At 55.5% G+C, this 23,849-nt stretch carries 16 protein-coding genes, 1 other RNA gene and 1 pseudogene; 5 read left to right on the forward strand and 13 right to left on the reverse strand.

Going from position 1 to position 23,849, the window contains the following annotated elements; genetic code table 11:
* Positions 1 to 104 precede the first annotated feature (104 nt).
* The gene (locus AACY11_RS02540) at positions 105 to 1,421 is read right to left on the reverse strand and encodes a Na+/H+ antiporter family protein (protein WP_339493810.1); all 1,317 of its coding nucleotides are present in this window, start codon (positions 1,419 to 1,421) and stop codon (positions 105 to 107) included.
* Positions 1,422 to 2,820: 1,399 nt separating this feature from the next.
* On the opposite strand from AACY11_RS02540, the pseudogene AACY11_RS28285 reads away from it, so the two are divergent.
* A pseudogene (locus AACY11_RS28285) lies at positions 2,821 to 2,967 on the forward strand (HAMP domain-containing protein); the annotation flags it as partial.
* Positions 2,968 to 3,069: 102 nt separating this feature from the next.
* Positions 3,070 to 3,825, forward strand: coding sequence for a methyl-accepting chemotaxis protein (locus AACY11_RS28290; protein ID WP_401160353.1), 756 nt, complete (start codon positions 3,070 to 3,072; stop codon positions 3,823 to 3,825).
* A 132-nt stretch (positions 3,826 to 3,957) separates the two neighbouring features.
* On the opposite strand, the gene AACY11_RS02550 is transcribed toward AACY11_RS28290, so the two are convergent.
* From AACY11_RS02550 to AACY11_RS02565, 4 genes are read right to left on the reverse strand one after another with little or no spacing between them, the layout of a single operon-like run.
* The gene (locus tag AACY11_RS02550) at positions 3,958 to 5,271 is read right to left on the reverse strand and encodes a sensor histidine kinase (RefSeq protein WP_339432445.1); all 1,314 of its coding nucleotides are present in this window, start codon (positions 5,269 to 5,271) and stop codon (positions 3,958 to 3,960) included.
* Positions 5,268 to 5,936: a response regulator transcription factor gene (locus tag AACY11_RS02555; protein WP_221732956.1), complete on the reverse strand. Its 669-nt coding sequence runs from the start codon at positions 5,934 to 5,936 to the stop codon at positions 5,268 to 5,270. The genes AACY11_RS02550 and AACY11_RS02555 overlap by 4 nt, the downstream gene beginning before the upstream one ends.
* Before the next feature lie 3 nt (positions 5,937 to 5,939).
* Positions 5,940 to 6,251: a PepSY domain-containing protein gene (locus AACY11_RS02560; RefSeq protein ID WP_339432446.1), complete on the reverse strand. Its 312-nt coding sequence runs from the start codon at positions 6,249 to 6,251 to the stop codon at positions 5,940 to 5,942.
* The gene (locus AACY11_RS02565) at positions 6,251 to 6,559 is read right to left on the reverse strand and encodes a PepSY domain-containing protein (RefSeq protein ID WP_339464958.1); all 309 of its coding nucleotides are present in this window, start codon (positions 6,557 to 6,559) and stop codon (positions 6,251 to 6,253) included. Before AACY11_RS02565 ends, AACY11_RS02560 begins: the two co-directional genes overlap by 1 nt.
* A 148-nt stretch (positions 6,560 to 6,707) precedes the next feature.
* On the opposite strand from AACY11_RS02565, the gene AACY11_RS02570 reads away from it, so the two are divergent.
* Positions 6,708 to 7,787: a patatin-like phospholipase family protein gene (locus AACY11_RS02570; protein ID WP_339493811.1), complete on the forward strand. Its 1,080-nt coding sequence runs from the start codon at positions 6,708 to 6,710 to the stop codon at positions 7,785 to 7,787.
* Positions 7,788 to 7,872: 85 nt separating this feature from the next.
* A complete protein-coding gene (queD, locus tag AACY11_RS02575; protein ID WP_007955941.1) occupies positions 7,873 to 8,229 on the forward strand; it encodes a 6-carboxytetrahydropterin synthase QueD in 357 nt (118 codons plus the stop codon).
* 200 nt (positions 8,230 to 8,429) lie between these two features.
* Here queD and AACY11_RS02580 read toward each other — a convergent pair whose 3' ends face one another.
* From AACY11_RS02580 to AACY11_RS02590, 3 genes are read right to left on the reverse strand one after another with little or no spacing between them, the layout of a single operon-like run.
* The gene (locus tag AACY11_RS02580; RefSeq protein WP_339432449.1) at positions 8,430 to 9,587 is read right to left on the reverse strand and encodes an AAA family ATPase; all 1,158 of its coding nucleotides are present in this window, start codon (positions 9,585 to 9,587) and stop codon (positions 8,430 to 8,432) included.
* Positions 9,588 to 9,589: 2 nt separating this feature from the next.
* Entirely contained in the window at positions 9,590 to 11,263 is a 1,674-nt protein-coding gene (locus tag AACY11_RS02585; RefSeq protein ID WP_339493813.1) for an ABC transporter ATP-binding protein, read from the reverse strand.
* Positions 11,260 to 13,992, reverse strand: coding sequence for a DUF4135 domain-containing protein (locus AACY11_RS02590; protein WP_339493814.1), 2,733 nt, complete (start codon positions 13,990 to 13,992; stop codon positions 11,260 to 11,262). The genes AACY11_RS02585 and AACY11_RS02590 overlap by 4 nt, the downstream gene beginning before the upstream one ends.
* A 703-nt stretch (positions 13,993 to 14,695) precedes the next feature.
* On the opposite strand from AACY11_RS02590, the gene AACY11_RS02595 reads away from it, so the two are divergent.
* Positions 14,696 to 14,893 (forward strand): hypothetical protein, encoded by a 198-nt coding sequence (locus AACY11_RS02595; protein ID WP_339464983.1) that lies wholly within the window; start codon positions 14,696 to 14,698, stop codon positions 14,891 to 14,893.
* A gap of 89 nt (positions 14,894 to 14,982) precedes the next feature.
* Here the strand turns inward: AACY11_RS02595 and ffs are convergent.
* The 5 genes from ffs to smc all read right to left on the reverse strand — a co-directional run bounded on the left by ffs (position 14,983) and on the right by smc (position 23,849).
* Positions 14,983 to 15,079: signal recognition particle sRNA small type (gene ffs / locus AACY11_RS02600), an RNA gene on the reverse strand.
* A 111-nt stretch (positions 15,080 to 15,190) separates the two neighbouring features.
* Entirely contained in the window at positions 15,191 to 16,357 is a 1,167-nt protein-coding gene (locus AACY11_RS02605; protein WP_339432452.1) for a zinc-binding metallopeptidase family protein, read from the reverse strand.
* A 471-nt stretch (positions 16,358 to 16,828) separates the two neighbouring features.
* Entirely contained in the window at positions 16,829 to 19,186 is a 2,358-nt protein-coding gene (gene ligA, locus AACY11_RS02610; protein WP_339432453.1) for an NAD-dependent DNA ligase LigA, read from the reverse strand.
* An 87-nt stretch (positions 19,187 to 19,273) separates the two neighbouring features.
* Complete coding sequence (zipA, locus tag AACY11_RS02615) at positions 19,274 to 20,134, reverse strand: cell division protein ZipA (protein ID WP_339432454.1); 861 nt, start codon at positions 20,132 to 20,134, stop codon at positions 19,274 to 19,276.
* 226 nt (positions 20,135 to 20,360) lie between these two features.
* Positions 20,361 to 23,849: a chromosome segregation protein SMC gene (smc, locus tag AACY11_RS02620; RefSeq protein ID WP_339493816.1), complete on the reverse strand. Its 3,489-nt coding sequence runs from the start codon at positions 23,847 to 23,849 to the stop codon at positions 20,361 to 20,363.

The raw sequence follows: 23,849 nt of genomic DNA on the forward strand, positions 1-23,849 counted from the left end.
GTGGTTAAAGGCTTTAACGGCACGCCAGATCAAAAGTTGAGCAAACGATTCAATCCCCCCCTGTGGGAGCGGGCCTGCTCGCTCCCACAGGGGGATTTGTGGTGTTACAGAACCATCGCCCCGATCCAACCGAACGCCAGCAGTGGCAGGTTGTAGTGCAGGAACGTTGGCACCACGGTGTCCCAGATATGGTGATGCTGGCCGTCGATGTTCAGGCCGGAGGTCGGGCCCAGCGTCGAGTCCGAGGCCGGTGAACCTGCGTCGCCCAGTGCACCGGCGGTGCCGACAATGCACACGGTCGCCAGAGGGCTGAAACCCAATTGCACACACAGCGGCACGAAAATCGCCGCCAGAATCGGCACGGTGGAGAACGACGAGCCGATGCCCATGGTCACCAACAAACCCACCAGCAGCATCAGCAACACACCCACGCCCTTGCTGTGGTTGATCCATGTTGCCGACGATTCGACCAGTGTCTGCACCTGCCCGGTGGCCTTCATCACTTCGGCAAACCCGGAGGCGGCGATCATGATGAACCCGATCATCGCCATCATCTTCATGCCTTGAGTGAACAGGTCATCGGTCTCGCGCCACTTGACGATACCCGAGGCCGAGAAAATCAGAAAACCGGCCAGCGCCCCGATAATCATCGAGTCCAGCAACAACTGAACGACGAATGCCGCCGCAATCGCCACACCGGCCATCATCAGACTCAGCGGGTTGTACTGCACCGCCACTTGCTCGACCTGCTCGATTTTCGCCAGGTTGTAAACGCGCTTCTTGCGGTAGCTGACGAAAGCCATCGCCAGGCCGAACACCATGCCCAATGCCGGAATACCCATGGCGTGGGTGACATTGATGCCGCTGATGTCGACACCGCTGCGGGCAACGTTGGCCAGCAGGATTTCATTAAGGAAGATGTTGCCGAAGCCCACCGGCAGAAACATGTACGGGGTGATCAGACCGAACGTCATCACGCAGGCAATCAATCGGCGATCCAGTTGCAACTTGCTCAGTACATAGAGCAGTGGCGGTACCAGCAGCGGAATAAACGCGATATGGATGGGCAGGATGTTCTGCGAGGCTATTGCGACCATCCACAGCATGCCGATCAGCAGCCATTTGACGTTGCCGCCGTCGGTCGAATGCTGACGGTCAACCAATACCAGAACCTTGTCGGCCAGCGCGTGGGCCAAGCCGGACTTGGCAATCGCCACCGCGAAAGCGCCGAGCAACGCGTAGGACAACGCCACCGTCGCCCCGCCGCCCAGACCGCTATTGAACGCCTTGAGCGTGGCATCAATGCCCAGACCGCCGGTCAGACCGCCGACCAGCGCACCGACGATCAGAGCGATCACTACGTGCACGCGGGACAGACTCAGGATCAGCATCACGCCGACTGCTGCAATCACTGCATTCATTTCACTACCTCAAAATCACTGCGGTGCAACAGCCACCGCCAGACAGGATGAGCCCGCCCACGGAGCACCGGCGGATTTGCAAAGAGGGTCTTATTAGAAGGGCGCGCACTTTGCCGCAGAGTGGCAGCGGTGTCAAAGCCTCCAAACCCGCCAATGGCTGTGACAATCCGCCCTATTGTGTTTTAAGGATAAAGAAAGCCGATTCGCGGCCGCTACAGTGCAAAGTCTCAGATATTTATCGAATAAGGACGTCTCCATGTCGCTCAGACAACTTTCCATCCAATGGAAAATCACCCTGCTCGCCGGGCTTTGCCTGGCCGGTATCGTGACCCTGTTGGTCGGTCTTTCGCTGTACCGCATGGAGCACAGTTCCGAACTGGTGAAGGCTTCAAGTATGGAGATGCTCACCGAGTCGGCTCAGGCGCGCATCGAATCCCAGGGAGAAGTGCAGGCGGCGGGCATTCGCCAGCAGTTCATGGACGCCTATCAATACGGCCACGGTTTCTCGCGACAGGTGTTGTTCCTGCGTGAACAGGCAGAAAAGCGCTTTCTCGATGCCTTCGACCTGCGCGAAGACATGACCCGTCAGGTCAAGTCCGCGCTGCAAGCCAATCCGGATCTGCTTGGCCTGTCGCTGGTGTTCGAAGCCAATGGGCTGGACGGCAAGGACGAACTGTTCGCCGGGCAAGCGGAACTGGGCAGCAACGACAAGGGCCGCTTCGCCCTGTACTGGTCGCAGCCCGTACCTGGCAAAGTCACGTCGATGGCGTTGCCGGAAAGCGACATGGCCGATACCAGCACCGGCCCCAGTGGCCAAGCGGCCAACGCGTGGTTCACCTGCCCGCGCACGACCCTCAAGCCCTGCGTGATCGAACCGTACTTCTACGTGATCGACGGCCAGAAGGTGCTGATGACCAGCATCGTCTTCCCGCTGATGGTCAACGGCAAGGTCATCGCTTCGCTGTCGGTGGACATCAACCTCAACAGCCTGCAAGCGATCAGTCAGGGCGCGAGCAAAAAGCTCTATGACGGCCAGACCGCCGTGAGCATCATCAGCCCCGCCGGCCTCCTCGCCGGTTACAGTCCGGACGCCGGCAAACTCAGCCAGCGCCTGGACGCCGTCGATACCACCAGCGGCGCCGAACTGCTGCGCCTGCTCGCCTCCAGCAGCAGCGTCAGCAGCCTGCACAGCAAGGGCCTGTTGAAAGTGCTGTCGCCGTTCCAGCCGATCCCGGGCGGGCCGTCGTGGGGTGTATTGCTCGATGTGCCGGAGAAAGTCCTGGTCAGCCGCGCCGAAGCACTCAAACAACAACTGGATGCGAGCAACACCTCGGGCACGCTGATCGAACTGAGCCTCGGCGTGCTGGCCGCGCTGGTCGGCCTGTTGTTGGTGTGGCTGATGGCGCGCAGCGTGACCAAACCGATCCTCGGCGTGGCGCACATGCTGGAAGACATCGCCAGCGGCGAAGGTGATCTGACCCGGCGCCTGGCCTACGACAAGAAGGACGAACTCGGTCAACTGGCCGGTTGGTTCAACCGCTTCCTCGACAAGTTGCAGCCGATCATCGCCGAAGTGAAACGCTCGGTTCAGGACGCGCGCAACACCGCCGACCAGTCCTCGGCCATCGCCTCCCAGACCAGTGCGGGTATGGAGCAGCAGTACCGCCAGGTCGATCAGGTCGCCACCGCGTCCCATGAAATGAGCGCCACCGCCCAGGACGTCGCCCGCAGCGCCGCCCAGGCCGCTGAAGCCGCCAAGGATGCCGATCGCGCGACCCGTGAGGGCCTGACGGTGATCGACCGCACCACGGCGAGCATCGACACACTCGCCAGTGACATGAGCGCTGCGATGGTCCAGGTCGAAGGCCTGGCCGCCAACAGCGAGAAAATCGGCACGGTACTGGAAACCATCCGCGCCATCGCCGAACAGACCAACCTGTTGGCACTCAACGCGGCCATCGAAGCCGCCCGCGCCGGTGAAGCCGGACGCGGTTTCGCCGTGGTGGCTGACGAAGTACGCAACCTCGCCCGCCGCACGCAAGAGTCGGTCGAGGAAACCCGTCAGGTCATCGAGCAGTTGCAGAACGGCACACAGGATGTGGTGGGTTCGATGGGCAACAGCCATCGTCAGGCACAGGGCAGTGTCGAGCAGGTGGGGCAAGCGGTGACAGCGTTGCGCCAGATTGGCGATGCGGTGACGGTGATCAGCGACATGAACCTGCAGATCGCCAGTGCGGCGGAAGAACAGAGCGCCGTGGCTGAGGAAATCAACAACAACGTGGCGACGATTCGTGATGTGACCGAGTCGCTGTCCGGGCAGGCGAATGAATCGGCGCGGGTGAGCCAGTCACTCAATAGCCTGGCCAATCAGCAGCAGGGTTTGATGGATCAGTTCCGGGTCTAAGGCTCACTGCACAACGCAATGTGGAAGCGGGCTCGCTCGCGAAAGCGGTAGTTCAGTCGACATCTTGATTGACTGACCCGCCGCCTTCGCGAGCAAGCCCGCTCCCACAGTGGTTTTATAGCGACCTGCGGTTCAGCGCCGGGGCAACTCGATCACCACCTTCAACCCGCCCCACTCGCTTTCGCCCAGCACCAACAACCCACCCCACGTATCGACGATATCCCGCACGATGCCCAGCCCCAGACCATGCCCCTGCGTCTGCTCATCAAGCCGCGTCCCACGGCTGAACACTTGACCCCGTTGCGCTTGGGGTATGCCCGGCCCGTCATCCTCCACGCTCAGGGCAAAGCCATCAGTACGCTTGATCACACGGAGACGAACCTCGGCATCCGCCCATTTACAAGCGTTGTCCAAGAGGTTGCCGAGCAGCTCCAGCAGGTCTTCCCGATCCCACGGTAATTGCAGCCCCGGTGGCGCTACGTAACTCAACGCCAGATGCTCGCCGTGGATCATGTTCAGGGTTGCCAACAGTCCCGGCAGTTCTGCGTCACAGTCAAACAACGCCCCCGGCAGCGCATCACCGGACAATCGCGCACGGTTGAGCTCGCGATTGAGCCGCTGCTGCACTTGCTCCAGTTGTTCCTTGAGGATCTTGCGTAATTCGGGATGGCCATCGAATTTTTCGCTCGCCGCCAGACTCAACAGCACCGCCAATGGCGTTTTCAGGGCATGCCCCAAGTTGCCCAGTGCATTGCGCGAGCGTTTCAGGCTGTCTTCGGTATGGGCGAGCAAATGGTTGATCTGCGCCACCAACGGTTCGAGTTCAACCGGCACCTGATCATCGAGTTGCGAACGCTGGCCCTGCTGCAATTGGGCGATCTGTTCACGCGCCTTTTCCAGCGGTCGCAAGGCACGGCGCACGGTGAGCCGTTGCAAAAACAGAATCAGCAACAGCCCGAGCACGCCCAAACCCAGTCCGATCTGGCGCATGCGCTGAAAGCTTTCGCGCACCGGGGTGTAATCCTGGGCGACGCTGATCGAGATCGACTGGCCCAGCCGTCGATAGTCCGAACGCAACACCAGCAACTGCTGCCCGTCCGGGCCCAACTGCAGATTGCTGTGCAGGCCTTGGTGTTCGAGCTGCGGCAGGTCCTGATCCCACAACGAACGGGAACGCCAGTGACTGTCGGCAAAATCAATGCGGAAATAGTGCCCGGAGAACGGTCGCTGATAGGCCGGCGACAGGTGCCGCTCATCCAGCTGCAAGCCTTGCGGGCCACGCACCAGCGCCACCAGCAGGCTTTCGCTGTCGTTGCGCAAACCGGCCTCGAGATAGCGCTGCAATCCCACCTCGAACAGCCACAGACTGGTTTGCGCCAGCACCACGCCGACCACCACCAGCACGCTGATCAACCCCAGGCTCAAGCGGCGCTGGATTGACCTCACGACGCTTGCCCGCCGAACAGGTAACCCTGGCCGCGACGGGTTTCGATCACGCTTTTGCCGAGCTTGCGGCGCAGGTGATTGACGTGGACTTCAAGAACGTTGGAATCACGCTCGGTCTCACCGTCGTAGAGGTGTTCGGCGAGGTGGCTTTTGGAGAGGATTTGCTCGGGGTGCAGCATGAAATAGCGCAGCAAGCGAAATTCGGCGGCGGTCAGTTGAATGTCGGCGCCGTCGCGAACGACACATTGGCGGCCCTCATCCAGATGCAGGCCGGCTGCCTTTAGCGTCGGCTGGTTGGCCTGGCCTTTGGAGCGGCGCAACAACGACTGAATGCGCAAATAAAGCTCTTCGGGATGAAACGGTTTGGTCAGGTAATCGTCGGCACCGGCCTTCAGGCCTTCGATGCGCTCGGCCCAGGAATCGCGTGCCGTGAGGATCAGCACCGGCACCGCCAGGCCCCCGGCACGCCATTGCGCCAGCACCTCTAGCCCCGGCACGCCAGGCAAGCCGAGGTCGAGGATGATCAGGTCATAGGGTTCGCTGCGGCCCTGATACACCGCATCACGACCATCTGCCAGCCAATCCACTGCGTAACCTTGGCGTTGCAGGCCGGCGAGCAACTCGTCGGCCAGCGGTACGTGGTCTTCCACCAAAAGCAAACGCATCGATCAATCTTCCTCGTCTTTCACAAGTTCACCGGTATCAGCCTTCAGGTGCAGCTCACGCGCCACACCCTCGACGGTCAGCAACTCGACTTCATACATGTAGACGTCGTGCTTCTCTTCCAGCTCGACCTCCAAAAGCTTCGCGCCGGGGTAACGCGCCATTGCCTGATGCAGCACTTGCTCCAGCGGCAAAATCACACCCGCGCGAACCAGGCGCAGCGCTTCGTCCTGATCGAGGTCGCGAGCCATCGCCGTCGAACAAAAAATCACGAGCGCCAACGCCGTGCAACGGGTGGCGCGAACATTAACCTTCATTACTTATCCTGATGATCCCTGAGAACCTGCCCCGTCACCGCGTTCAATTCCAGATCCCATTCCTGCCCCTGCGGATCACGCATTTCAATCTGGTAGATGTACTTGCCGTACTGCTCTTCCAGCTCGGTGTCGGTGATCTCGGAACCCGGATGTCTGGCCAGCGCCGTGGTATTGAGCTTCTCGAAGGAGACGATAGTACCAGCGTCGTGCAGACGCAGGGCTTCATCGGGGCCAAGGTCGCGGGCGTGGGCGATGCTGGCGGTCAAGCCGAAAAGCGAGGCGATGGACAGGGCAGTCAGGGTTTTCATGGGTGACTCCATATTTTTATGTGTTGCAACGCAGGGCACCTTAGCGGGATGAACTTAACTGAAACTGAATTGCCATCATTGTTTCCTCGCTCCCACAGAGGGCCGCCGTGGTTCTATAATCCTTCGCTTGCTAACGATCGAGACCGGTATGACAGCCATCCACATCAAGTTTCCGTCCCTCACCCTCAAGGCCGGCCCCCGGGCCATGGCGCGCATCCGCGCCCAAGGCCTCAACGCTGCTGATGTCGGCACCCTGCCCGGCGCGGCCGGTGGGCCAAAGGCCTTGGGGATTCAGGGGCTGGATCTGGCCTTGTTCGGTGAGTGGCTGCCGAGTGCGCCGCGCGAACGTTCGCTGATCGGTGCGTCAGTGGGTTCCTGGCGCTTTGCCAGCGCCTGCCTGCCGGACGCCGCCGCAGGCATTCGTCGCCTCGGCCACCTGTACGCCGAGCAGAATTTCAACAAAGGCGTGACCATGGCCCAGATCAGTCAGAGCTCGCAGCGCATGCTCAATGACCTGCTCGATGGCCGCGACGACAGCATTCTCAATAACGCCGATTACCGCTTGAACATCATGGTGGTCAAAAGCCAGGGCCGTCTGGCGGACGACCATCGCGCTCGACTCGGGCTGGCACTGGGCTCGGTGATTGCCGACAACCTGCGCGGTCGCGCGCGGCTGTCGCGACATTTCGAACGGCTGATCATCCACGATCCGCGCCTCGCACCGCCGGTGCATGCGCTCAACGATTTCCCGTCGCGCTTCGTCGCGCTCAATGCCGCCAATCTGCGTCAGGCGCTGCTGGCCTCGGGTTCGATTCCGATGATCATGGAAGGCGTGCGCGACCTGCCCGGCGCCGGTGCAGGGACTTTCCGCGACGGCGGTCTGCTCGACTATCACCTTGACCTGCCCTACAGCGGCGACGGCATCGTGCTCTATCCGCACTTCACCGACCGTGTGATTCCGGGCTGGTTCGACAAGACCCTGCCATGGCGCCGGGCCTCGGTGGAGCGCTTGCAAGACGTGTTGTTGCTCGCGCCGTCAAAGGAATATCTGGCACGCCTGCCCTACGGCAAACTGCCCGACCGCAACGACTTCAAGCGCTTCATGGGCGATGCGCCGGGCCGGCAAAAATACTGGCACGCGGCGATGGACGAGAGCCGGCGCCTGGGGGACGAATTCCTCGAACTGGCTGCCAATGGTCGCCTCGCCGAGCGCTTGCTGACCCTTTAGTCAGCAAGGCCAAACACAAGCTGATAAACTCGCCGCCTGCCCGAATCGCTGCGGCGAACGCCATCTGAACAGAGCCGAAACTACTGTGGAAATCTTCAAGGAATTTACATTCGAATCCGCCCATCGCCTGCCGCACGTACCGGACGGCCACAAGTGCGGGCGCCTTCACGGCCACTCGTTCAAAGTGGCGATTCACCTGAGCGGCGACCTCGATCCGCACACAGGCTGGATCCGCGACTTCTCCGAGATCAAAGCGATTTTCAAGCCGCTCTACGAGCGCCTGGATCACAACTACCTGAACGACATTCCCGGCCTGGAAAACCCGACCAGCGAAGTCCTGGCCAAATTCATCTGGAATGAATTGAAACCACTTCTGCCGGAACTGAGCGCGATCCGCATCCACGAAACCTGCACCAGCGGCTGCATCTATCGCGGCGAGTAATTCAATACACATCCCCTTGTAGGCGTTGCCAGAAGCCGCTTCAGGGGATCGGTGTTCATCAAGGATATAGAGAACAGCCTTCGCGGCTGTTTTTTTATGCCTATGCTTTTTTGGCTCCCACCCTGCCAAGAGGACAGGACCATGACGGACTGGCTGCTGGATCAAGTCTTCGACTTCAACGGGCATAGCGTGCGGTTGACTCACAAAACATCGACATCACCATTAAGAGTCAGTCCTTCAATCCATGTATGAAGCCCCCGCTTGATAACATGCCGTGATTTGAACGCCCCTGACTCCTCTAGAATATCTTTCAATATCGGTGAATGCGTAACAACCCAAATCTGCGATCGCTTACTGGCAGAGCTAATCAAACCAGCCAACGATCTGAGCATATCAGGATGAAGGCTGTTATCAGGCTCGTTCAAAACAATAAAAGGAGGCAAAGAACCGGATGTCAGCGCAACGACCAGGCAAATATACTGCAACGTACCGTCAGACAACTCCCACGCATTACTTGTCCGATTACTGTGAGCGAAACGCAAACCAAACGAAACGGTACGCTCGGGCTTTGAAATATCCAAAGTTGCTCCACCGAATGTATCCGCAATCAGTTTTTCAATAACATCAAGATCCTGAACTATATATTTTTGCGTCGCCAAAACAGCAGCGAGATTTGTTCCACAGGAATCAAGCACGGTACCACTAACAGCGTAGCAAGGCTTACGGATGGGTGACTCAATATCAGTCCTGAAACCATGATAAAAACGCCACCCCATTATTTCATGTTTGATACGCAACACCTCGGGAAAACGCTCCGCATCTGTGAGAGAGTTTAATGCCGTTGCCGAGGGAAATAGTCGAATAGAATTAGTCATGTCCAGCATGGCCATTTCTCGACCCATGACTTTCAAGAAACTATTCTCTCTGACCATCAGAATATGAGTTTTTCGCCCATCATAAAACGATAACTTTTCATTTTTAATTTGCGGTTCAAACTCAAAGCCATCGCCCAATACAATTTTCTCTCCAAAAACATTTTTTTGCGGCACCAAGCCTGCTGTAATTCTATAACTGTAATAGCCATCATCTGGAAAAGTTGAAAAACGCACTTCAAGAATAATTTTTGAGCGTTCGGCACTGCGCTTTGAACTTTCCGAAAGGATCGACTGCATGCCACCTTCCCTAACGATAAACTTTGAGAACTCCCCCGTCGCGGCGGCCTGCACGAGCTTTAGTGCATTATACAAATTGGTCTTCCCAACTCCATTAGCGCCATGAAAAATGTTCAATCCGTCAAGATTAATAAACACATCATCAATAGAGCGATACCCTTTAACTGAAACAGACAAAATTCTCACTACTAAAGCTCCACACAATATTCGCCATTAAACGAGACTACTCGATCAGCCAGCTTTAATATTGACTCGCGATGAGCAACAATGATCACAATGTTAGACGCATTATATTTCTTTATATTTGATATGACTGTACGCTCTGCCGCCTCATCAAGAAACGCGGTACTCTCATCAAAAACAACCACCTTATGATCCCGCAAAAAACTTCTTGCCAGCGCAAGACGTTGGCGCTCTCCTCCCGACAACATTAGACCTCTGTCTCCAATTTCCGTGTCCAGTCCGGACGGTAATCCTTTCAGGAATACCTCAAGATTAGCGAGCTTTAGAACAGCTTCCAGTTTCTCATCCGGTGCATTCTGATCGGCAACTTTTAGATTAAATCTCAGCGTACCGTTGAACAAACCAACCTCTTGGGACACGAAAGAAAACCTGGAATAAAAATCGTGATCAGACAAATCGCCTATCGCAACACCACCATATTTAATTAAACCTGACGATGGCACGTAGAGTCGCATCAGCAATTTGACAATAGTTGACTTACCCACGCCAGACGGGCCAGTGATCGCGACGACTTCACCCGGAGCAAATCGAATTGACAAATCACACAGCACCTTTTCTACAGGTCGGTTAGGGTAAGAGAACCCAACATTACAAAACTCCAGACCATGACCAACGTTCGGAAGTTTATTATTTTTATCAACACGCCGAATTTCGCAAGCGTCAAAATGCTTTAGTAATGGTGCAAACCCACCTAGTGACTCGATCATGCTTCCAACACTCTTTAAAAGAGCGTCGTACGGCTGACAAACCTGAAACATATAGGCTGCAACCATTACTAAATGACCAACACCTATCTCACCGGAAAGCAACCTTAACGAGGACTCATAAATAACCACAAAAAAAACCAATGAAAAAATAACTATCCTGACCACCTCCAGAGAAGTACTTTTCCTATAGAAATCCAACCAAGACTGGTAAACCCCTTCTTGATCTTCGCGAAAAAACCGCAGTAGAAACTCCTCAGCTAAATAAATACGTATCGTCTCAATATTCGAAACAATGCCATGGACAGTTTTAGAACATCCCATTTCCTTCAATATCACAGCTTTGAATAGCTCTGACAAACGACCTATCACTGAAGCGCTAAGAATGGCATATACAAAAACATATAAAAAAATCATAAACATTACGAAAAAATCTTCAAAAAACAGCAACACTACAAACGATACTAATATCTGAACCAAGGACGGCAGCACACCAACCAATAAAGAGCGCACAGTATTATCCATACTCGCAGAAGCACATTGCAACACCTGCGCAAGGTGTGCCGGCCCTTGTACAAGACTCTCATTCGCAGATAAACCAATTGATTTCTTAATAAACATCTCACCAAGATTTATATTAACCCTCTGAATAAACATCATTGTCAACACATCAGACGAATGAGATAACACCTGAGATATAAAAACAACACCAATCACCAAAACCAGAAAGATCAAGAACTGTTCATGATCACTTGAAGCGACCGCAAGCATCCGTTGAAAAAACATGGGCAACAACCCAAACCCTATCGCGGTAAGCAAAACCAGCGTCACCAAAAAGGCCAAACGACCTGCATCCTTTGATTTCATGGACAACTTTAATAGCTTATAAGCATCGACAAACCCTTTGGCCTTCATTCGAATACTTCCTGAAAGTTAAGCTTGAACAATTCATGAGGTAACAGGGGAAAGGATCGATCACCTGTCATCAGGGATTTCAGGGCTAGGCATTCTCCGGCACTTCCTTTCATCAGACCACAACCTAAAGTGGCCGAACCATGAATCGACCAATACTTACTTTCCAAATCACTATTCAAAGCTTTCTTGAATAGTCGCCGATAAATCAACTCTACGCCCAAGGCTCCGTTGGAAACTGAGAAACTTTCTTTTTTGCCAGGTTCTAAAACACTCGCCTCAAATAATGCACGAACATTGTATTTCTGTAGGAACTCATTGATCATGCAGATATTAAAATGTCTTTTTAAAAAATCTAATACATAAATAATCCCTGCCCCCCCATAAGCCCACCCAAACTCATCTTGAAGTTCTATATTTCGAGGTTTACTTCTCAAATCAGGCCAATTACCACGCTGAGGGTCGAAGCAATTGATTTCCGACATGATCACGCCTTTTATCAATGGCAGGATCGCCCCATCAGGAATATCAAAAACAAGGGCATATACCGCGATCGAATAAGCGACTCCTGCTTGACCATGCGAAAGCCCAGATAATATCTTCTTTGCGTGCCTTGAGATATTGGCAGCAAATATTATCTGCTCACCATCGAGTTCGGATCGCGCTACTAAAACATCGAATAGCGACCTAGCAACATCTCGCCAAACTTCCATCCGTGATAGTTCAAAGTAACAACTTGCAATCACTAGAGCCCCGGCAAGACCATAAACCAATCCCGAACCCATTTTCTTATATTCACATGCATAAATAGACGTGACAATTTTATCGGTTGCAGCGGAAATAGAGGTCAGGTTTCCATCTATAAAAATCGGAGCTATCGAACTCAACCCACCGACATATGCTCCACCTATTGGGGACGAGGAGAGAAACTCACTACCCACCACCATTTCATAATACGCGGAGAGAAACTCCTTATTCTCAGACTCTGACTCGAATAACCCCCCAGTAGAGGCGAGATACCCAAGCCCTCCCGAACCCGAAAACAAATCGAACCCTACCGAAGTTAGCTCAAGATAGCTCTCACTTCTACTGGTAAACAGTAACGGGGGAGATTTTTTATAAAGCATGTGCTTAGCAGTTCTCTTTACTGAAGCGGAAGTCGTGTCTAAAGAAAAACAATTAGAGACTTCTCCATCATCAAAGAAGCCAACCCTATTAAACCTAAAGTTCATATCGACTACTTTTCCAGCCTCTTTATACACGCACTTTAAAAATTCAATCTCGTGACCATACCCATCACTTACTATACGATGCAAATCACTCCTTACACTATCGTACCCACTCACATAGTTAATCAGTTTAATACTTTTCACAGCATGAACTGAACAAACGAAAAGAGCCTTTGCACTAGACGTAAACCTTGGGACATCCCCAAGAAAACAGGCTTCAACCTCAGCCTTTAAGAGAGCGGGCTCAGCCCGATAATCTTCGATTGATCCGAGGCAGGACTCGATATAGTTTTTTCGCCCTTCATTACTCTTTAGAAGTAGCGGATGAAAAGACGCCTCAATCACCAAGCAATAATTAGCCGTGTCTCTCAATATCATTCTATTTTTAAGATTAGAAGCTTGATTAAAAAACCTCACAAACCGCTGATACTCAGCAGTTATAATTTTATAGCACTCCACACAGCCAGCAACCATACAATCAATATAGTCCATCGGATTCTGTACACAACCATCAAACACTACTGCGTTCGGATTTTTGTTCAAAGATGCTTTTCTAATGATTTCTTTCCGAAATATATTTCCTATCCCCGCGTGCTCGGTGTCGGCAAGTCCATCTGTGTATTTAATAACATTCGGCACAAGCCCAGTTCTAGCTATTGCCGAACGAGACGCGTCAACATAGACATGATGAAATACTGCTTCCAAGTCAACCGGCACAGGATTTCCATGATGAGTTACTATATTTTCATAATGAAGATCGGTAACCCCTAACGAAGCAACTGCGGCAATCAAATAGCCTGCTAACTTATAATAGTTCTCTACCTCCGCTTGGCTCTTCAAAGGAACCTGATCACACCACTTCACCCATCCGAAATCCTGCCCCGATATATATTCAGGAAACTCCCAGCCTTGGATATCACATTGATCCTTAAAGAAATCCCCAAGAAACTCGCTTGTTTTCCTTTCCAGTTCCAGGTCGCGCAATTTCAAGGCAAAGGCGGGGCATCCCCGTACGTAAAATAGAGCGACATTTTTATTTCCATCGTGACTTTCATCCCCGAGCAAAAACACATCACTCACTTCATGAGCGTCCGCCAGAAAACCAGTCCGTAGCAATTCCGGAAGCGACTGAACAAAAGCCCCCTTTACTAAGGAAAAGTTTTCCAACTCATCCGCAAAAAGTTTATCTAGCAAGTACTGCAGTGATTCATATTTACTCAAAAATTCTAGATACAACTCATCCTTCTCTAAAAAATCCTCGTACGTCATACTGACGCCGAGATCTTCATTGACATGCGAAACTTCTGCCTCAATGGTTTGCCGAACATAACTTTCCACCTTGTTCGCAACATGTATAGCAAACGCATTAGCCAGTTTTTTATCGAACAAAGAAGCAAGATCGAACTCTTTACTCTTATACAGTTCATTCAGATAATCATTTACTAAAACTCTATGCGCTCCGAAATAAGTCGACATGGATTCAACTTTTGAAAAACCACTCATCAACATTTCCTTATGTCAAATAAAATACCGCCTTTCGGCGGTTTGCGACTAGTTAAAGACAACTACATTGGCACTTGGCACCAGCCCATAACACGTCCCGCTTTTTATTGATTTTGGCGAGTAGGAAGCATAGCAACACCTGCTGAAGCATTGAGTACAGTTACTTGTCGCCGGCCCCGTGTGTACAGGTCTTGTAAGCTCCATTCCAGGGGGAGTATTTTCAATTTGCAAAAGAAGTGGATCTACATACATTTTTACGAAGGCAGCACTCATCATGACGCCATCCGCCCGAATAACATTTTTAATAGATTCAATATCGACACTACGATTACTCATCTTACGTCCTTGTATTGCCATTAGAATGCTTTGAAAAATTGAGAATCATTTGGAGCTATAGATATATTGGATCAAACCTTTACGGTCAATAAATTCGAAGCAGGAACAGGACTAATATCCTGTAGGACTATTCCAGTGGGGCCATAGGAACAATCCAGACTCAATTCAAAATATTAAGTTCTTTCATACAAGAAATTGACAGAACAAAACGTCAAGATGACAGCTCACCCCAATAGTTGTTAATCCAACAACTATCAATTCATATAGTTTTCAAGCATTGGAAATAGCTATTCAAACTTGGTTCGAACTCTGCAACCTTCCCCGCCTCTCTCTCATTCCAGCAAGGAACGCCCTATGGCGCAGAGCGATGCCGGCAACGATCCCCCCCCTCAGCGAAGTCCCCAAAGTGGCGATTCACCTAAGCGGCGACCTCGATCCGCACACGGGCTGGATCCGCATCCACGAAACCTGCACCCGTGGCTGCATCTATCGCGGCGAGTTATCCATGAAGAACACTGAAATCCCTGTAGGGACGGGCTTGCCCGCGCACAGGGGTGATGCATGACGAATGCATAAATCACAGGCAAAAAAAAACCGCATTGGGCGATACCCATGCAGTTCTGTTGAATCGTTCGATGTTCGTTAAGGTGGTAACCCCACCAGCCACACCCCGGCACACAATGTTCCCGCTGTGGCTGCTTCCTTCCGGATCTGACCAGGTTCACGGGTAATCGTTGCGGGGGGACCGATGGGGTCACCATAACGACACTCACCTGTCGGCGAGCCGCGCCATTGTACCTATCTGAGACGAAGTTACAACCGTTGGTTTCAGATAAAAAACATGAAGAGGTTCAAGCACTTGCTATTGCGCTTGCAACACCTCATCCGCCCTGCCGCCCTCTTGCTGGATCACCAGGTGAATGAAGTGCAGCTTGGCAATCGCCGCCGCCGGCAACACGAACGGGTAGAAGTCCGGCTGACCCATGCTGCGTGACAATTCGTTGAGCATGCCGGCCAGTTCTATCCAGGCGTTGACGAACGACAGAAACGCCCCGCCGCCAGGATGTTCAGGTTCGTACAGAGTGCTTGGCGCAAATGGCTGGTAGTCGAAGTCCATTTCCCGCGCACTCATGCCAAAACCCAGCGCAGTGTCCACTGCGTCCATCATGTGCAGGTAATGCGCCCAGGTTTCCGCCCAGTCTTCCCAAGGGTGCATGGTCGCGTAGGCACTGACGTAATGCTGCGGCCAGTCCAGTGGGGCGCCTTGTTGATAGTGGTGGTCAAGTGCCTCGGCATAGCTGGCGCGCTCGTCGCCAAACAGGTTGCGGAATGATTGGAGCCATGGACCGTTAGCGATCAGCCGATCCCAGTAGTAGTGTCCAACCTCGTGGCGAAAATGCCCCAGCAGCGTGCGATAGGGCTCATGCATTTGCGCCCTCACCCGCTCGCGATGGGCGTCGTCGGCTTCTTTGATGTCAAGGGTGATCAGGCCGCTCGCGTGGCCGGTCATTGGTGAATTGCCTTCGAGGTCGACGCCGATGAAATCGAAGGCCAGTCCGGTTTCTTCACTCACCGTTTTCGGGATGACCTGCAAGCCGAGGGTGATCAGTTGTGCCACCAGGCGGCGCTTGGCCGTTTCCACCTTGCGCCACAGTTCGGGGTTTTCAGAAACCGAAAGATCGGGAATCGTGCGATTGAGGCTGCAGGCAACACACAGGACGTCGCGACCGTTGTCCGGCAGCAACCAGTTGCACGCCGCAGGCGTATCGAGATTGGCGCAACGACGGAACAGTCCCGCCTCGGGATCGGCATCCAGCGTCCAGGAGCCTTCCTGCGGCCCCGGTTGCAGCGAGGTCAGGCGACTTTGTTCAGACTGATAACCGAGCAATGCGCTGCAAGCCAGGCACTGACTGTTGCGAAAGAACAGTGACTGACCGCAGCGACACGGCCAGACTTTGCTGTTGCGTGAAGATTCGCCCATGAACGGCGCGACGATGCGAGAACTGAGTTGCTCGAAAAAGCGGTACATGGCGATCTCTCCTTGGGGCTTGCCAAGACTAGATCATTCCCGCCCAAAGATCGTTCCCACGCAGAGCGTCACTAGTGTCCGGTAAAACCTGTTTCATAGCAGAAGGCAGCCTTGAGCTGCCTTCTGCTCCGTTCGCTTCTGCCTTCGATGTTCAAGATGTTCGATGCTTGATGGCCGTTCGAACAACGTGTGGGCTAGCCGAATGACGAAGCTGGAAATAGCCCAGAGCCACCTGACCGGCGCTGCTAAAGGTGCAGCAAGAGGTACGTGATCAAAGCGCTGTATATCTGAAGACGAACGGCATTTTCGGAGAACTTGAAGCATCTGTGCAAATCGGGTGCTGCTGAACATAGGCGAAAATCGAGCCTGAAAAACCTGATTATTGCTCAGGAAGCAGGCACAGCAAGGGGGAGCAAGCTCCCCCTTCAGTTTTTACCGGACACTAGTGACGCAATGCGTGGGAACGAGAGGTCAGACGGAGAGGCCACAGCCCTTCAGGAACGCGATAAATGCCTCCTCATCCATCACCTTCACCCCAAGCTCATTGGCCTTGGTCAGCTTGGAGCCAGCGCCTGGGCCGGCCACCACGCAATGCGTCTTCGCCGACACCGAACCGGCCACCTTCGCCCCAAGGCTTTCCAGATGTTCCTTGGCGACATCGCGGCTCATCAACTCGACCTTGCCCGTCAGCACCCAAGTCTGCCCGGACAGCGGCAAACCTTCGACGACCTTCTTCTCGCTGTGCCAGTGCATGCCGAAATCACGCAGTTGCTTCTCGGCCTCTTCGGCCAGTTGGCGATGCTGCGGCAGCGCAAAAAACTCACGTACCGAATTGGCCTGTTTCTCCGGCAATGCCTGACGCATGTCCAGCCAGTCGGCGCTCATTACCGCGTCGAGCGAGCCAAACCTGTCTGCCAGCTTCTGCGCCCCGCCTGGGCCGACCGAAGGAATGTGCAGCTTGTCGAGGAAGCCGCCCAGCGTAGTGCTGGCGGCAAACTCGGCCCCCAGTTCGCCCTGATCCTGAATCTGCAAACCATGCCCGAGCAATTCGCCGATCACCTGCTGGTTGTGCGCATCTTCAAAGAAGCTGTGAATCTCGTGTGCCACTTCCAGGCCGACATCCGGCAGATAGGTCAGCACCTGCGGCAACGCCTGTTGTACGCGCTCCAGCGAACCCAGCGAACGCGCCAGTACCTTGGCCGTTTCTTCACCAACATCGGGAATGCCCAGGGCATAGATGAAACGCGCCAGCCCCGGCTTCTTGCTGTCTTCAATGGCCGCGAGCAGTTTGTTGCCGGACACCTCGGCAAAGCCTTCCAGATCGACGATGTCATCAAACTTCAGCGCGTATAAATCGGCCGGCGAACTGACCAGGCCTTCATCGACCAATTGCTCGACGCTCTTGTCGCCGAGGCCTTCAATGTCCATCGCACGACGCGAGACGAAGTGAATGATCGCCTGCTTCAATTGCGCGCCACAGGCCAGGCGCCCCACGCAGCGATACACCGCGCCTTCGCTGACGGTTTCCTTGCCCTTGCTGCGCTTGATCAGTTGCGTGCGCTCAACGTGGGAGCCGCACACCGGACAGCTCTCCGGAATCGCCACAGGTCGTGCATTGTCCGGACGGCGTTCGGTGACCACTTGCACCACTTGTGGAATCACATCACCGGCACGACGGATGATCACGGTGTCGCCGATCATCAGGCCCAGCCGCGCGACTTCGTCCATGTTGTGCAGCGTGGCATTGGCCACGGTGACGCCCGCGACCTTGACCGGTTTCAGGCGCGCCACCGGAGTGACGGCGCCGGTACGGCCAACCTGGAATTCCACATCGAGCAACTCGGTGAGCTCTTCCATCGCCGGGAATTTATGCGCGATCGCCCAACGCGGTTCGCGGGCGCGGAAGCCCAGTTCACGCTGATCGGCAATGCTGTTGACCTTGAACACCACACCGTCGATTTCGTAAGTCAGCGAGCTGCGTCGCTCACCGATGTCGCGGTAGTAATCCAGGCACTCACCGATGCCTTTGGCCAGTTTCAGCTCGTGGCTGATCGGCATGCCCCACTTTTGCAATTGCTTGAGGTTGCCGATGTGGGTGTCGGAAATATCGTGGGAGACCTGACCGATGCCGTAGCAGCAGAACTCCAACGGACGGTTGGCGGTGATCTTCGAATCCAGCTGACGCAGGCTGCCGGCAGCGGCGTTGCGCGGGTTGGCGAAGGTCTTGCCACCGATGTCCAGTTGCGAGGCGTTGAGGCGCTCGAAACCGGCCTTGGACATGAACACTTCACCGCGCACTTCCAGGGTCGCCGGCCAGCCTTCGCCGTGCAGCTTCAGGGGAATGTTGCGCACGGTGCGCACGTTGACGCTGATGTCTTCGCCGGTGGTGCCGTCACCGCGTGTGGCGCCACGAACCAGCAGGCCGTCCTGATACAGCAGACTGACCGCCAGGCCATCGAGCTTCGGCTCGCAGCTGTACTCCACCGCCGAGCCACCGCCGAACAGATCGCCAGCCGGCAGATCCAGACCTTCAGTGACGCGGCGATCAAACTCGCGCATATCGGTTTCTTCGAAGGCGTTGCCGAGGCTGAGCATCGGTACTTCGTGGCGCACCTGAGTGAACGCCGTCAGCGCCACACTGCCGACACGCTGGGTCGGCGAGTCACGGGTGATCAACTGCGGGTTGGCTGCTTCCAGAGCCTTGAGCTCGTGGAACAACCGGTCGTACTCGGCATCCGGAATGCTCGGCTCGTCGAGGACGTGGTAACGGTAGTTGTGCTGATCCAGCTCAGCGCGCAGCGCTAGAATGCGGTTTTGGGCGGCGGTCATGGGTGTTCTCTCATAAAGCAAAAGAGCAGCCGAGGCTGCTCAATCTATTTTGCCGATTGCCTCTTTATAACGAGGCAATCTTTTCAATCAACGCTTATGGGTCAGGGCGCGGCGCTCGAACTCGACGATGCGCTGACGGTAATGCTCGATGGTCTGCGCGGTCAGGACGCTGCGTTGGTCATCCTTGAGTTCACCGTTCAGTTCCTGGGACAGCTTGCGGGCAGCGGCCACCATCACGTCGAAGGCCTGCTTCGGATGACGCGGGCCAGGCAGACCGAGGAAAAAGCTCACCGCCGGGGTGCTGAAATGATCGATGTCGTCCAGATCAAAGATGCCCGGCTTGACCGCATTGGCCATGGAGAACAGCACCTCACCGTTGCCAGCCATGCTTTCGTGACGGTGGAAAATATCCATCTCACCAAAACGCAGACCGCTTTCCAGAATATTCTGCAACAGCGCTGGGCCTCTGAAACCGGCAGCGTCGCGGCAGATCACGCTGATCACCAGAACCTCTTCGGCTTGCGGTTGATCCTTGTCACTGGCCACCGGTGCAGCCTTGGCATCATTGGCGAAGTCTTCACGACTGCTGAAGCTCGGGCCGCCGTCCAGATCCAGGTCAAGGTTCAGGTCGCCCTGGGCCGGACCGTTGCTGCCACGCTTGCCACGCTTGGAGCCGGATTCGCGAGGCTCGCGTGCTTCGCGGGCCGGCATGCTCACCGACGGCAGATCGTGCTCGTCCAGTTGTGGCTCTTTATGGGTGTCCAGAACGCGGGCCGGGCCCAACAGCTCGGCGCTGGTGTCCTCGTCCGGCAGATTCGACAGACTTCGATCAAGACGGAATTTCAGTTTTCCCTTGCCGCCGCGCATCCGGCGCCAGCCATCGAAAAGAATACCGGCTATCACAATGATGCCGATGACGATCAGCCACTCGCGCAGACCGATTTCCATGTAATCCCGTGCCTCTATAAAAAATGCTGAAAAATAAGGGGTTTACACTGTGCAAACCGCTTTAAAACGTGGCGCCAACTCTATGTTCTGACAGATGTTTTGCCCACGTATACGAAAAATTGACATTAAACTAGCACGATCAAAGGCTTCGCAGCTACAAGCTTTAAGCTCCAGGCTGCAAGCCGCTTCACTTGCCGCTTGAAGCTTGCAACTCGCCGCTGCGCCGCTAGGCGTCCACCATCGCCATCGCCTCCTCGACATCCACAGCTACCAGTCGCGAACAACCCGGTTCATGCATCGTCACACCCATCAACTGCTCGGCCATTTCCATGGCGATCTTGTTGTGAGTGATATAGATGAACTGCACCGTCTGAGACATCTCCTTAACCAATCGTGCGTAGCGTCCAACGTTAGCGTCATCCAGTGGCGCGTCAACTTCATCGAGCATGCAGAACGGCGCCGGGTTCAACTTGAAGATCGCAAAAACCAGTGCCAGCGCGGTCAGGGCTTTTTCCCCGCCGGAGAGCAAATGGATGGTGCTGTTCTTCTTTCCAGGCGGCTGCGCCATGATCGTTACCCCTGTATCGAGTAGATCTTCGCCCGTCAGTTCCAAATACGCGCGCCCGCCACCGAAAACTTTTGGAAAAAGCGCCTGTAAACCGCCATTGATCTGATCAAAGGTATCTTTGAAACGGTTGCGGGTTTCCTTGTCGATCTTGCGAATAACGTTTTCCAGCGTCTCCAGTGCCTCGACCAGATCGGCATCCTGAGCATCCAGATAACGTTTACGCTCGGATTGTTGCGTGTATTCGTCGATGGCCGCGAGGTTGATGGCACCCAGACGCTGAATCCGGGCATTGATCCGTTCGAGTTCCTCTTCGGCTTCGCGTTCACTGGCTTGTGCCGTTAATGTCGCGAGCACGCCATTGAGATCGTAGCCATCTTCGAGCAGTTGATCCTGCAGAGCCTTGCGGCGCACGGTCAGGGCTTGCCATTCCATGCGCTGCTGTTCGAGCTGGCCACGGATCAACTGCGATTGCTGCTCGGCTTGCGTCCGGCGTTTTTCCGCTTCGCGCAATTCACGGTCGGCATCTTCCAGGGCGATTTGCGCAGTCTTGAGTTCTTCGTCGACGGACATGCGCTTGTCGAGCAACTCTTCAAGCCTCAGGCGCAGTTCTTCCAGAGGGGCCTCGCCCTCCTCCAGATTCAGACTCAACTGTTCGCGCTTTTCGGTCAGACGCTCGGCCTGCATTTCCAGACGCTCCAGCGCCTGGCGCGTGGAGTCATGCTGCGCGCGCAACGAGCCGAGCCGCACGGCCAATTGATGCGCATGGTCCTTGTGCTGCCGCGCTTCCTGACGCACGCGGTCGAGGCGCTCGCGCAAGCTGTCGCGCTGGGCCAGCAGCAACTCGCGTTGCTCGGTGTCCAGCGCCATGGCGTCGAGGGCGTCCTGCAATTGCATGCGCGCTTCGCCTATTTGCTCATGCTCGAGCTCACGCTGTTCGCCGAGCTCGATCAGCTCTTCATCGAGACGGGTACGGCGCAGCGTGAGTTGTTCGGCCTTGGCTTTGCCGGCGGACAACTGGGCTTTCAATTCACCTTGCTGACGGGCTTCGTCTTGCAGCAAGCGACGTAAATGTTCGCGACCGTTTTCCTGCTGACGCTGTTGCGCGCGCAGGGTTTGCAAACGGGTTTCCATCGCCTCGACCGTGGCTTCACGCTCTTCACGTTCGAGATGCAGCGTCTCGATTTCCTGGCCACGGGCAAGCATGCCGCTTTCGGCTTCGCTGGCACGGCGCACGCGCAGGAAATGCCGACCGACCCAGTATCCATCGCGACTGATCAGACTCTGCCCGGCGCTCAACTGACCGCGCAAGGCCAAGGCCTGCTCAAGACTGTCGACCGGTTTGACCTGACTGAGCCATGGCGACAGGTCAATCTGCGCCTCGACCTTGTCCAGCAAGCTGCCCGCCACTCGCACGCCATCGGTGCCGGGGCTGAGCAGGCGCAAATCGCCCTGAGTGAAGCCGGACAAATCAAAACCGTTGAAATCATCCACCAGCACCGCTTGCAGGTCGGCGCCGAGCACGGTTTCCACCGCCAACTCCCAACCGGCCTCGACCTTCAGGCCTTCGGCCAGGCGCGGTCGTTCGGCCAGGTTATGCTCCTTCAGCCATTCAGCCGTGCCGGTGCCCGGATCGAGCGCGGCTTGCTGCAAGGCTTCCAGCGAGGCCAACCGGCCATTCAAACGCTGCAAATCGCCCTGCGCCTGTTGCTGCGCGGTCAGCGCTTGCTGCAACTCCTGGCGCAGTTGCTCAAGCTTTTCGACCTGAGCCTCTTCGCTGGTCTGCAAATCTTCAAGCGTCGCTTCGGACTCGGCGAGCTGCTCGTTGAGTTCCATGATCGCCGCGTCTTCCGGATCGGCCGACAGCAACGCACGCTCTTCGCCCAGGCGCTTTTGCCGATCGGCCAGACGCTCCATGCTGGTTTCCAGCTGCTGGATGCGCGACTGCTGGACTTCAGCCTGACGGCGCGGTTCGGCGGCGGTCAGGTTGAAGGTGTCCCACTGCTCTTGCCAGCCGTGCATGACGGTTTCGGAATCTTCCAGCGCGGCGGCAGCCTCTTCGGCGGCGGCGCTGGTGACTTCCTGCTCGGGGGTGAGCATGTCCAGTTCTTCGCCGAGGGTCAGCAGCAACGTGCGGTCGTGGCCCAGGTGCGATTCGGTTTCCAGACGCGCGCGCTCGGCTTCTTTCAAGTCGTCCTGCAATTGACGCAAACGTTGCTGGCCGTGCTGGATGCTCTGCTCGACCCGGGCGATGTCGCCGCCGACCGAATAGAAGCGCCCCTGCACCAGATTGAAGCGTTCGGACAGGTCATGATGCCCGTCGCGCAGGCGCTCGATAGCGGCGTCGGCGTTACGTTGCTCGGCGACCAGCGCTTCGAAACTGATTTCCTGGGTGCCGATGATCGACTCGCGCTGGCCAACCTGATCGTTCAGATCCTGCCAGCGCAGGGCCGACAGTTGCGCCTTGAGCTGACGCTCCTCGGCTTTGAATTCCTGATACTTCTTGGCGGCCTCGGCCTGGCGGTGCAAGCGCTCGAGCTGACGCTCGAGTTCTTCGCGCAGGTCGGTCAGGCGGGCAAGGTTTTCGTGGGTGCGGCGGATGCGGTTTTCGGTCTCGCGCCGACGCTCCTTGTACTTGGAAATGCCGGCCGCTTCTTCGATGAAGTTGCGCAGATCTTCAGGCTTGGACTCGATCAGCTTGGAGATCATCCCCTGCTCGATGATCGAGTAGCTGCGCGGGCCGAGGCCGGTGCCGAGGAAGATGTCGGTGATGTCGCGACGACGGCATTTGGTGCCGTTGAGGTAATAAGTCGTCTGGCTGTCGCGGGTCACTTTGCGACGAATGGAAATCTCCGCGTAAGCGGCGTATTCGCCCAGCAGCGTGCCGTCGGAGTTGTCGAACACCAACTCGATGCTCGCCTGACTCACCGGTTTACGGCTGGTCGAGCCGTTGAAGATGACGTCGGTCATCGACTCGCCACGCAGGTTCTTCGCCGAACTTTCGCCCATCACCCAGCGTACGGCGTCGATGATGTTCGACTTGCCGCAACCGTTCGGCCCGACGACCGCCGCCATGTTACTGGGGAAGTTCACCGTGGTCGGGTCGACGAAGGATTTGAATCCCGCCAGTTTGATGCACTTGAGCCGCAC

It is taken from the genome of Pseudomonas sp. RA_105y_Pfl2_P56 (genome assembly GCF_963970845.1).
Classification (GTDB): domain Bacteria; phylum Pseudomonadota; class Gammaproteobacteria; order Pseudomonadales; family Pseudomonadaceae; genus Aquipseudomonas; species Aquipseudomonas baetica_A.

Coding starts and splice junctions, on each gene's coding strand:
- AACY11_RS02585 (WP_339493813.1), bottom strand. CDS start 11,263: ATGAAGGCCAAAGGGTTTGTCGATGCTTATAAGCTATTAAAGTTGTCC.
- AACY11_RS02570 (WP_339493811.1), top strand. CDS start 6,708: ATGACAGCCATCCACATCAAGTTTCCGTCCCTCACCCTCAAGGCCGGC.
- AACY11_RS02595 (WP_339464983.1), top strand. CDS start 14,696: ATGCCGGCAACGATCCCCCCCCTCAGCGAAGTCCCCAAAGTGGCGATT.
- AACY11_RS02560 (WP_339432446.1), bottom strand. CDS start 6,251: ATGAAGGTTAATGTTCGCGCCACCCGTTGCACGGCGTTGGCGCTCGTG.
- AACY11_RS02540 (WP_339493810.1), bottom strand. CDS start 1,421: ATGAATGCAGTGATTGCAGCAGTCGGCGTGATGCTGATCCTGAGTCTG.
- AACY11_RS28290 (WP_401160353.1), top strand. CDS start 3,070: ATGGAGCAGCAGTACCGCCAGGTCGATCAGGTCGCCACCGCGTCCCAT.
- ligA (WP_339432453.1), bottom strand. CDS start 19,186: ATGACCGCCGCCCAAAACCGCATTCTAGCGCTGCGCGCTGAGCTGGAT.
- zipA (WP_339432454.1), bottom strand. CDS start 20,134: ATGGAAATCGGTCTGCGCGAGTGGCTGATCGTCATCGGCATCATTGTG.
- AACY11_RS02590 (WP_339493814.1), bottom strand. CDS start 13,992: ATGAGTGGTTTTTCAAAAGTTGAATCCATGTCGACTTATTTCGGAGCG.
- AACY11_RS02605 (WP_339432452.1), bottom strand. CDS start 16,357: ATGTACCGCTTTTTCGAGCAACTCAGTTCTCGCATCGTCGCGCCGTTC.
- AACY11_RS02565 (WP_339464958.1), bottom strand. CDS start 6,559: ATGAAAACCCTGACTGCCCTGTCCATCGCCTCGCTTTTCGGCTTGACC.
- AACY11_RS02555 (WP_221732956.1), bottom strand. CDS start 5,936: ATGCGTTTGCTTTTGGTGGAAGACCACGTACCGCTGGCCGACGAGTTG.